This is a genomic window from Piscinibacter sp., assembly GCF_050175855.1.
Classification (GTDB): domain Bacteria; phylum Pseudomonadota; class Gammaproteobacteria; order Burkholderiales; family Burkholderiaceae_C; genus Piscinibacter.
Genome location: NZ_JBFXIO010000187.1, coordinates 1 through 9,678 on the forward strand (window position 1 = coordinate 1; position 9,678 = coordinate 9,678).

Genomic DNA, 9,678 nt, shown 5'->3' on the forward strand with positions numbered 1-9,678 from the left:
GGTGGGTGAACTGCATCACCATCGCCGGGTCGTAGTGCGGCGTCACGCGGCCGTCGGGCAAGCGGCGCACCGAGGTCTCGGTCAGCCGCCGCCACTGCGCGTCGCTGAGCCAGCCGTAGGGCTTGTAGACGGTGCGGAAGTACTGCTCGAGCTCGCTCACGGTGTCGAACGCCGCCGGGCTGCCGGCGTAGCTGCGGATGCGCTCGATCGCGGCCGCGGCGAGCTGCGGGCCGTTGTCGTTGAGCACCAGGCGGCGGATGCGGCCGCGCAGCGAGGTCGCCGCCGCCACCGTGCCGATCGCGCCGCCCATCGAGGTGCCCAGCCAGTGGCAGCGCGCGATGCCCAGGCCGTCGAGCAGCGCGGTGGCGAGCTTCACGTAGAAGGCCAGGCAGTACTCCCGTTCGGGTTGCGGGCTCCACTGGCTGAGGCCGCGGCCGATCGTGTCCGGGCAGATCACGCGCCAGCGTTGCGCCAGGTGCGCGGCGATGTCGTCCATGTCGCGTCCGGTGCGCGCCAGGCCGTGCCAGGCGATCACCGTCTCGGCGTGCTGCGCACCCCACTCGGTGTAGTGCAGCTCGCGGCCTTCGCAGCGGATGTAGTTCGAGGTGAAGCTCATGAGCGGCCCTTCGCCCGCAGCGCGCGCAGCCGCCCCACCACCCCGGTGGGGAAGTGGTAGACCGAGAGCACGAACAGCAGGCCCAGCCAGAGCAGCCAGCGGTCGGGCGAGACGAGTGCGGACAGCAGCGGCACGCCCTCGAGCGCGCCGGCGCCCAGGCGCAGCAGGTCCTGCAGGTAGTTCTGCGCGATGACGAACAGCACCGAGCCGATCACCGCGCCGTAGATCGTGCCCATGCCGCCGATCACGACGATCAAGAGGATGTCCAGCATGATCTCGAAGGACAGCGAGGTATCCGGCCCCTGGTAGCGCAACCACAGTGCGAGCAGGCAACCGGCCAGCGTGGCGAACAGCGCCGACAGCACCGAGGCGATGGTGCGGTACACCACCGTGCGGTAGCCGATCGCCTCGGCGCGGAAGTCGTTCTCGCGGATCGCCTGCAGCACGCGGCCGAACGGCGAGTTGACGATGCGCAGCATCGCCAGCACCAGCACCAGCGCGCTGACGAACAGCAGGTAGTAGGTGAGGAAGCGGCCGTCGACGGAGGCGCCGAGCAGCGGCTCCTCGAGGTACTGCGTGCCGGGCTGCAGCGCCTCGGGCACCTTGAAGTTCAGGCCGTCCTCGCCGCCGGTGAAGTCGGACAGCTGCGAGGCCAGCGTGAGAAATGCCGAGGCCACGGCCAGCGTGATCATCGCGAAGAAGATCGCCTTGACGCGCAGGCTCGCCAGGCCGATCAGCAGCGAGAGCCCCAGCGAGACCAGCAACGCTGCCGCCACGCCCAGCGCCACCGCACTCCAGCCCGGCCCCATGCGCGTGCTGGCGATGGCGACGCCGTAGGCGCCGATGCCGAAGAACATCGTATGCGCGAAGCTGACGATGCCGGTGTAGCCCAGCAGCAGGTCGAAGCTGGCCACCAGCACGACGAAGACGATGATCTTGGCCGCGACGTTCAGCGCCTTGGTGCCCGGGAACAGAAACGGCGTGAAGGCGAGCGCCAGCACGATGGCAATGAGGATCAGCGCCAGCCAGCGGCTGCGCGGCCCGTCGTTGGAGATCAGCCTGCCGATCATCGGTTCGCCACCGGATAGAGACCCTGGGGCCGCCACAGCAGCACTGCCACCATCAGCGCGATGCTGGCGAATGCGGTGAATACCGGCGCCACGAAGCCGGTGTAGTTGGTCAGCAGGCCGACCAGCAGGGCGCCGACGAAGCAACCGAGCGTGGAGCCCAGCCCGCCGATGATGATGACGATGAAGATCAGCACGTTGACCTGCGCGCCGAGCTGCGGGATCACGTTCTGCTGGAACAGGCCCCACATCACGCCGCCGAGGCCGGCCAGCGCCGAGCCGACCACGAACACGCCGACGAACAGCCGCCGGATGCGGTAGCCGAGCGACTCGACCATCTCGCGGTCCTGCACGCCGGCGCGCACCAGCAGGCCGATCTTGGTGCGGTTCAGCGCCCACAGCATGGCCACCAGCACCACCGCGCCGATCACCACCGCGAGCACGCGGTACTTCGAGATCGCTGCTTCACCGATGAGGATGGACCCGCGCAGCGCCTCGGGCAGCGCCAGCGGCCGCTGCTCGGGGCCCCAGATCACCTTGATCAGCTCCTCGCCGATGATCATGCCGCCCATGGTGATGAGGATCTGCTTGAGGTGCTGGCCATAGACCGGCCGCACCATCACGCGCTCGAAGCCCCAGCCGATCGCGCCGGCCAGCGCCATCGCGGCGAGCATGGCAGCGAACACCGCGACGAGGTTGCGCGCCAGCGAGTCGACGCTGGTCCAGTCGGCCATGCCAGCGAACACCGTCGTGGCGACGAAGGCACCGAAGGCGATGAACACGCCGTGGCCGAAGTTCAGCACGTCCATCAGGCCGAACACCAGCGTCAGGCCGGAGGCGGTGACGAAGACGATCATGCCCATCGCGAGACCGGCCACCGTGAGCGTGAGCCAGGTCGACGGCGAGCCGACCAGCGGCAGCGCACCCAGCGCGAGCAGCGGGACGAGCGCCAGCGGCAACCAGTCGAACGCGGCCTTCGGCACGGCAGCGGTGCTCACTGGTGCGCTCCCAGCGACAGGCCGAGCAGCCGCTGCTGCAGCGCGTCGTCCTCGACCAGCTGCTTCATCGCCCCGGCGTGCACCACGCGGCCGTCGTCCATCACCGCCACGCTGTCGCCCAGCGCACGGGCCATCGCGAAGTTCTGCTCGACCAGCAGCACGGTGGTCTGCGTGGCCTTCAGCTCGCGCAGGGCGGCGATCAGGTTGGCGACGATGGCCGGCGCCAGGCCCTTGCTCGGCTCGTCGATCAGCAGCAGCCGGCGCGGCTCGACGATCGCGCGCGCGATCGCCAGCATCTGCTTCTGCCCACCCGAGAGCTTGCCGGCCGGATAGAGCCAGAACTTCTTCAGCGCAGGGAACAGGCCGAAGATCCACTCCAGCCGCTGCGTGTCGACGTCGGTCAGGCGCTTGGCGCCGCGCGCGGCCAGCAGCAGGTTCTCGCGAACCGCGAGGTCGCCGAAGATGCCCATGCTCTCGGGCACGTAGGCGATGCCGAGCTGCGCGATGTCGGGCGTGGCGTGGCGGTGGATGGGCCGGCCGTCGAACGTGACCGAGCCGGCCGAAGCGCGCCACAGGCCCATGATCGTTCGCAGCGTGGTCGTCTTGCCGGCGCCATTGCGGCCGAGCAGCATGGTCACCTGGCCGGCCGGCACGGCGAGGTCGACGCCGTGCAGGATGTGATAGCTGCCGATGTGCGTGTGCACGCCCGCAAGCTGGAGCAGCGGTTCGCTCATGCAGGCTCCTCGACCGTGCTGGTGCCGAGGTAGGCCTGCTGCACCACCGGCGAGGCGATCACCGATTCCGGCTCGCCGTCGGCCACCAGCTGGCCGTTGTGCAGCACCACGATGCGGTCGGCGAGCTCGCGCACCACGTCCATCTTGTGCTCGACCAGCAGGATGGTCTTGTTGCGCTGCGCCTTCAGCGCGCGGATCAGGTCGAGCACCACCGGCACGTCGTCGACGCTCATGCCGGCGGTGGGCTCGTCGAACATGTACACGCTCGGCTCCAGCGCCATCAGCATCGCCACCTCGAGCTTGCGCTGGTCGCCGTGCGGCAGGCTGGCGGCCGGCGCGTCGGCGCGGTCGCCGAGCTTCACGCGCTCGAGCAGCTGGTGGGCGCGCTCCAGCGTGTTGCGGTGGTCGCTCCACACCGACCACAGGTTCAGGCCCTCGCGGCGGCGCGACTGCACCGCCAGGCGCACGTTCTCCAGCACGCTGAGGTTGGGGAACAGCTGCGTCAGCTGGAAAGCGCGGCCGAGGCCGCGGTGCGTGCGCTGCGGCGCGCCCTCGGCGGTGATGTCGTGGCCGTCGAGGTGCACCGAGCCCGCGCTGGCGCGCAGCTGCCCGGAGATCAGGTTGAAGTAGGTGGTCTTGCCGGCGCCGTTCGGCCCGACGATGGCCGTCAGCGTGCCCGGCTCGAAGCGGCACGAGACGCGGTCGACGGCCACGTGGCCGCCGAAGCGGATGGTCAGCTCGCGGGTCTCCAGCATGGCGGGTCAGGGGCAGGTGCCGATCACGAAGTAGTCCGGCGCGGTCTGCTTCAGCGTGGTGGTGACGAACACGTTCCACAGGCCCATGTTCTGGTTCGAGCCCCTGGCATAGGCCAGGCCGAGGCGCTGCGTGGCCCGGCCCGCCGACACGTGGGCGTAGTTCGAGGCAGTGAAGCAGCTGGCGGCCGTGCCGGTGGTGGTGCCGGTGGCCGGCGCCGACACGGCGCCCTCGATGCCGCCGGCATCGACGGCCCGCACCGTCCAGCTGTACGTGGTGGCCGCGGCGAGGCCGCTGTCGGTGTAGCTCGTGGCGCCGACCAGCGCGGCGTTGACGCGCGTGCCGTTGCGATAGACGTTGTAGCCGCTGGCGCCGCCGACCGCGCTCCAGGCGATCACCATGCTGCTGGCCGTGGCCCCCGACGTGCCGACGCCGGCCGGTGCCGGCAGCGCCGAGCCGCCGCCGCCACCTCCGCCACCAGTGCTCGCCGAGGCCAGGCGGTCGACCATCGCCTTGATCGCCGCCACCTGCGTGCCGCTGCGCTGCGCGAAGTTGCTGCCGTACCAGCCGATCCAGTCCCAGCAGCCGTTCGGGTTGGCCAGCGAGCCGCTGGCCGCCGTCGCGCGGCTGGTGTTGTCCACGCGCGCCTGCGGGAACAGCACGACGATGCGGTTGGTGTCGGCCCAGCGGGTGTAGCCGGTGTTGCGGATGAAGCGGTCGCCGATGGTCGCGTAGGTCTGCTGGCAGCCATGCAGCGCGACGTGCAGCCGGCAGCTGGCGCCGGCGGCGCAGTCGCTCGGCACGTAGACCCAGCCGCTGGCGGCCACGCCCGGGTTGGTGGTGAACGTAGCCTGGTCGAACTCGATGTAGTTCGCGGCGGCCGGCGCGTCGTTGCGCGGGTTCAGCGCTCCGTAGAACATCGACAGCACGGCCTTCGCGCCGTCGTAGCCGCAGTTGCTGATGTAGGGCGAGGCGCTGCTGCTGCAGGCGTTGTTGCCGGCGGCGTCGAAGTCGGTCGGGAAGACGTGCGCGGTGCCGGCGCGGCGCACCAGCTGCAGGTTGGCGGCCGGCACGCCGTTGTTCTGGTACTGCGTCTGCAGCGCCAGCACCGGGTTCGGGCCGACGGTGTAGTCGCTGTTGCCGACGAACAGGAACACCTTCTGCGCGGCAATGCCAGCCTTCGGGTCGATCGCCGTGCCGCTCCAGTTGTTGATGTCGGCCTGCATCGTCGACAGCGCCGCGCTGGAGATGCTCGCGTTGTACATGCACGCGGTGTAGTTGGCGTGCCCCGCGCACATGTACGGCCCGGCCGCGAACACGCCCACACCCTTGAAGGTGGCCGAGTGCGCGACGCCGAGCTGGTTGGCCATGAAGCCGCCGGAGGACAGCCCCGAGACCGTGATGGTGGCCGGGTCGATGTTGAGTGCCGGCAGCGCCACGGCGGCGGAGGCCGCGGGCGACGCGACCGCCGCCGCAGCGGCGATCGCAAGCAGCAAAGACTTCATCACGGAGTCCTCCCGGGAAGGTCGGCGAGTTGGCCGGCGCGGAAGCGCCCGGTCGAACGAGACGAGTTAGGACGGCGCCGAAGGCGTCCGGCTTAACGCGACTTGTTTCGGATCGGAACCTGCATCTCCTCCGGCTTGATCTCGCGCACCAGCTCCGGCACGCCCCAGGCGAAGGCCGGGTCCACCTTGATCTTGAAGTGGTACATCGCCTGCATCGCCTGGTGGTCTTCCTTGCGGAAGGTCATCTTGCCCTTGGGCGTCTCGAAGCTCATGCCCTCCATCGTCTTGATGAGCTTCTCGGTGTTCGTGTCGCCGGCGGTCTTCTTCAGCGCCTCGACCACCGCGATGGCCGCGCTCATGCCGCCGGCGGTGAAGAAGTCCGGCGGGTTCTTGAACTTGCCGTAGTGGTTGGCCACCAGCCACTCGTTGACCGGGTTCTTCGGGATGCCGAAGTAGTAGTAGGTGGCGCCTTCCATGCCGGGGAAGTTCTTGTAGGCGGCCATCGCCGGCAGGATGTTGCCGCCGGTGGCGATCTCGATGCCGTAGCGCTTGAGGTCGAGGTCGGCGATCTTGAACGGGTTGCCCGCGCCGGCCCAGATTATGAAGATGACCTTGCGGCCCGGCTGGTCCTTCAGCTTGTCGATCAGTCGCTGCGCACCGGCGGTGAAGTCGGTCGTGTTGGTCGGCAGGTATTCCTCGTGGACGATCTTGGCGGTCTTCACCGCGTCCTTGAAGGCCTTCACGCCGTCGCGGCCGAAGGCGTAGTCCTGCGCGAGCGTGGCGATCACGGTGCCCGGCTTGTCCAGTGCCACGGCGTTGCTGATCGCGTCCTGGCTGCTGTTGCGGCCGGTGCGGAAGATGTAGCGGTTCCACTTGTCGCCGGTGATCGAGTCGGCCACCGCCGGCTCCACCAGCAGGATCTTCTTGTACTCCTCGGCCACCGGCAGCAGCGCGAGTGCCACGCCGGAGGAGGTCGGGCCCACCGCGATGTCGACCTTGTCGTCGCCATAGGCGGCGGCCAGCAGGCTCTTGCCCACGTCGGGCTTGCCCTGGTCGTCCTTCTCGATGACGACGAGCTTCCTGCCCGCCACCGTCATCGTGCCGCCGGTGCCGTAGTCCAGGCCCATCATGAAGCCGGTGGCGGTCTGCTTGCCGTAGGCCTCGAGCGGGCCGGTCTTGCTGTAGACGTGGGCGATGCGGATCTCGCCCTTGCCCTGCGCGAAGGCGAGCGTCGGCAGCGCGAGGGCGGCGGCGAGGGTGGTCAGCCAGATGCGGCGGGCGTGGGTCATGTGGCGTGTCTCCGGATCGTTGGAAGGGCGGGCTCGTGGCCCGGTGCGACCCGGTTCGCAAGGCATGTGCCACTCGGCCCGGGGTTAACCCGGAGCGCGCATTCAGCGCGGCATCGAGCGCATCAGCGGCAGTTGTGGCGAGGGCTCGGTGACGCTCGCGTCGAACGGATGGTTGAAGCGCGGGAACTGGGCCAGGATGCGCAGCACGTAGGCGCGCGTCTCGGCGTAGGGCGGCACGCCGCGGTAGCGGTTCACCGCGCCCTCGCCGGCGTTGTAGGCCGCTGCCACCAGCGACACGTTGCCCTCGAAGTACGCCATCAGCCAGCGCAGGTAGGCCATGCCGCCGCGGATGTTCTGCTCGGCGTCGTAGGGGCGGCTGACGCCGAAGCGCTCGGCCGTCGCCGGGATGAGCTGCATCAGCCCCTTGGCGTTCTTCGGCGACAGCGCAATCGTGTCGTAGTTCGACTCGACCTTGATGAAGGCGAGCACCAGCGCAGGCGAGAGCTTGTAGGCCGGCGCGTGCTTCTTGACGATGTCGACGATGTGCTTCGGCGCATCGGCCGGCAGCACCTCCTGCGGCGCAGCGGCCACACGCGGCGGCGGCGGCGCCATCACCGGCGGCGCTCGGTCGACCATGCAGTCGGGCACGTAGTTCGGCGGCCCGCCCACGGTGGCCAGCATGCGCACCGCCTGCTCCAGGCCCTGTTCGGCCGCGGCGTGGAAGAAGAAGGCCGCCGTGGCATCGCTGCGCTCGACACCGCGTCCGTTGGCGTACATCCAGCCGAGGTTGAACTGCGACTCCGCGTCGCCCAGCCGCGCCGCCTTGCAGTACAGCTCGGCGGCCTTGGCCGGGTCACGCTCCACGCCCTCGCCGTTCTCGTAGCCGATCGCCTCCTGCCGCAGCAGCGACCGCACGCTGCGCTCCTCCGCCGTCTCCAGCGTGCGAACGGTGGCGAGCGCGGGGTGCGCGGCGAGGAGTTGCACGAGAAGCAGACAGATCGCAGCCACGCACTGTCTGACTTTCAGACATTGTCCGACTTTCGGGCGAAACGCTCTCATGGCGCCAGCTTCTCGTAAAGGGTCGCCCGCGAGATGCCGAGCAGCCGCGAGGCGGCCAGCTTGTTGCCGCCAGTGGCTTCCAGCGCCTCGCGGATGGCCTGCGCCTCCAGTTCAGCCACCGCCTGCGGCAGCGATTTCACGCCGGCGATGCGCGGCGCGGCCGCAGTCGCCGCGGCCGACTGCGGCGGCGCCGCCACCACCGGCGCCTGCAGGCCCAGCACGGCGGCGAAATGCCGCGCGCCGAGCACCAGGTCGTCGGTCATCAGGCTGGCCTGCTCGATGACGTTGCGCAGTTCGCGGATGTTGCCCGGCCAGGGCTGCGCCGCGAGCAGTTCCAGCGCATCGCCGGCCAGGCTCTTGTGCGCCATGCCGCTGCGCCGGGCGATGTCGTCGGCCAGCGCATCGGCCAGCGCCTCGAGGTCGGCCAGTCGCTCGCGCAGCGGCGGCACACGGATCGGCAGCACGTTGAGGCGGTAGAACAGATCGGCGCGGAAATCGCCGGCGCGCACCATCGCCGCCAGGTCGCGGCTGGTCGCGGCGATCACCCGCACGTCGACGTGCTGCACCTGGTTGCTGCCCAGCGGCTCCACCTCCTGCTCCTGAAGCACGCGCAGCAGCTTGGCCTGCAGCGGCAGCGGCATGTCGCCGATCTCGTCGAGGAACAGCGTGCCGCCGTGCGCCAGCCTGAACTTGCCGTCGCGGCCCTTGCGGTCGGCGCCGGTGTAGGCGCCGGCGGCCACGCCGAAGAACTCGGCCTCGAGCAACGTGTCGGGCACCGCGGCGATGTTCACGCCGACGAAGGGCTTGGCCGCGCGCCCACTCGCGGCATGGATGGCGTGGGCGAGCAGTTCCTTGCCGGTGCCCGTCTCGCCGAGCAGCAGCACCGTGCTGTCGGTCTGCGCCACGCGCCGGGCCTGGCGCTTGACCTCCATCGCCGCGGCGCTGGCGCCGATGAAGCTGGCGATGGTGTGCTTGGGGCGGCGCTCGCGGGTGAGGTGCTCGGCCAGTTGCTGGCGCGCAGCGTCGAGGTCGCGCTGCAGGCGGCTGAACTTGCCGATCAGCGGCTGCATGGTGGTCTCGGGATGGTCGAGCAGCACCATGCCCATCGCGCCGATCACCTGGCCGGCCGCATCGCGCAGCGGCAGCCGGCTGACGAGGAAGGTGCCGGCCTGATTGGTCAGCAGGTCGACGAGGATGGGCTGGCCGGTCTCGATCACCTGGGCCATCAAGGTGTTGGGCACCACGTCTTCGACGCGGCGGCCGACGAAGTCGCGCTCCTCGTGGCCGAGCGCCGGCAGGAAGCGCTTGTAGCCCTCGCTGATCCAGACGATGCGGTGCGAGCGGTCGACCACCATCATGCCCATCGCCGTCTGCGCGAAGGTGTCGAACATCGACTGCGCCGCCAGGCGCAGCAGGCTGTCGGCGTCCTGGGGCAGACGGGGGGAGGTGTCTGGAATCATCGTGGGCGTGTCCGGAAGGCGGGCACTTTAGCCGGATCGACCTCCCCTGGCATCCCCGCGAGCACGCTGGGCGGCGCGATTGAATCGGCCGAGATGCAGCACTAGCATCGCCACAACCGGATACACATGACAGGAGGAGGCCGGGATGCGCGGCAGGCGACTCTTCGTTCCCGTCCTCGCGGCCAGCATGGCCGCGG

The 9,678-nt window shown here is 69.8% G+C and carries 9 protein-coding genes; all 9 read right to left on the reverse strand.

Annotation, left to right across the window (positions count from 1 at the left end; all coding sequences use genetic code 11):
- Positions 1 to 616: alpha/beta fold hydrolase (locus AB7U92_RS14790; RefSeq protein WP_428578221.1), on the reverse strand; the 616-nt coding region annotated here is incomplete at its 3' end.
- Complete coding sequence (locus tag AB7U92_RS14795; protein ID WP_428578223.1) at positions 613 to 1,686, reverse strand: branched-chain amino acid ABC transporter permease; 1,074 nt, start codon at positions 1,684 to 1,686, stop codon at positions 613 to 615. The genes AB7U92_RS14795 and AB7U92_RS14790, both read right to left, overlap by 4 nt.
- Positions 1,683 to 2,681, reverse strand: coding sequence for a branched-chain amino acid ABC transporter permease (locus AB7U92_RS14800; RefSeq protein WP_428578226.1), 999 nt, complete (start codon positions 2,679 to 2,681; stop codon positions 1,683 to 1,685). The genes AB7U92_RS14795 and AB7U92_RS14800 overlap by 4 nt, the downstream gene beginning before the upstream one ends.
- Complete coding sequence (locus tag AB7U92_RS14805; protein ID WP_428578229.1) at positions 2,678 to 3,415, reverse strand: ABC transporter ATP-binding protein; 738 nt, start codon at positions 3,413 to 3,415, stop codon at positions 2,678 to 2,680. The genes AB7U92_RS14800 and AB7U92_RS14805 overlap by 4 nt, the downstream gene beginning before the upstream one ends.
- The gene (locus tag AB7U92_RS14810; RefSeq protein ID WP_428578231.1) at positions 3,412 to 4,170 is read right to left on the reverse strand and encodes an ABC transporter ATP-binding protein; all 759 of its coding nucleotides are present in this window, start codon (positions 4,168 to 4,170) and stop codon (positions 3,412 to 3,414) included. Before AB7U92_RS14810 ends, AB7U92_RS14805 begins: the two co-directional genes overlap by 4 nt.
- Positions 4,171 to 4,176: 6 nt before the next feature.
- Positions 4,177 to 5,673 (reverse strand): extracellular catalytic domain type 2 short-chain-length polyhydroxyalkanoate depolymerase, encoded by a 1,497-nt coding sequence (locus AB7U92_RS14815; RefSeq protein ID WP_428578234.1) that lies wholly within the window; start codon positions 5,671 to 5,673, stop codon positions 4,177 to 4,179.
- A gap of 92 nt (positions 5,674 to 5,765) precedes the next feature.
- The gene (locus AB7U92_RS14820) at positions 5,766 to 6,962 is read right to left on the reverse strand and encodes a substrate-binding domain-containing protein (protein WP_428578237.1); all 1,197 of its coding nucleotides are present in this window, start codon (positions 6,960 to 6,962) and stop codon (positions 5,766 to 5,768) included.
- A gap of 102 nt (positions 6,963 to 7,064) precedes the next feature.
- Complete coding sequence (locus AB7U92_RS14825; RefSeq protein ID WP_428578240.1) at positions 7,065 to 7,946, reverse strand: lytic transglycosylase domain-containing protein; 882 nt, start codon at positions 7,944 to 7,946, stop codon at positions 7,065 to 7,067.
- A gap of 71 nt (positions 7,947 to 8,017) precedes the next feature.
- The gene (locus AB7U92_RS14830) at positions 8,018 to 9,481 is read right to left on the reverse strand and encodes a sigma-54 interaction domain-containing protein (RefSeq protein ID WP_428578243.1); all 1,464 of its coding nucleotides are present in this window, start codon (positions 9,479 to 9,481) and stop codon (positions 8,018 to 8,020) included.
- Positions 9,482 to 9,678 lie beyond the last annotated feature (197 nt).

What these genes read in the sequence shown, in the direction of transcription:
- AB7U92_RS14795 (WP_428578223.1), bottom strand. Translation starts at nt 1,686, where the DNA reads ATGATCGGCAGGCTGATCTCCAACGACGGGCCGCGCAGCCGCTGGCTG.
- AB7U92_RS14805 (WP_428578229.1), bottom strand. Translation starts at nt 3,415, where the DNA reads ATGAGCGAACCGCTGCTCCAGCTTGCGGGCGTGCACACGCACATCGGC.
- AB7U92_RS14810 (WP_428578231.1), bottom strand. Translation starts at nt 4,170, where the DNA reads ATGCTGGAGACCCGCGAGCTGACCATCCGCTTCGGCGGCCACGTGGCC.
- AB7U92_RS14815 (WP_428578234.1), bottom strand. Translation starts at nt 5,673, where the DNA reads ATGAAGTCTTTGCTGCTTGCGATCGCCGCTGCGGCGGCGGTCGCGTCG.
- AB7U92_RS14820 (WP_428578237.1), bottom strand. Translation starts at nt 6,962, where the DNA reads ATGACCCACGCCCGCCGCATCTGGCTGACCACCCTCGCCGCCGCCCTC.
- AB7U92_RS14830 (WP_428578243.1), bottom strand. Translation starts at nt 9,481, where the DNA reads ATGATTCCAGACACCTCCCCCCGTCTGCCCCAGGACGCCGACAGCCTG.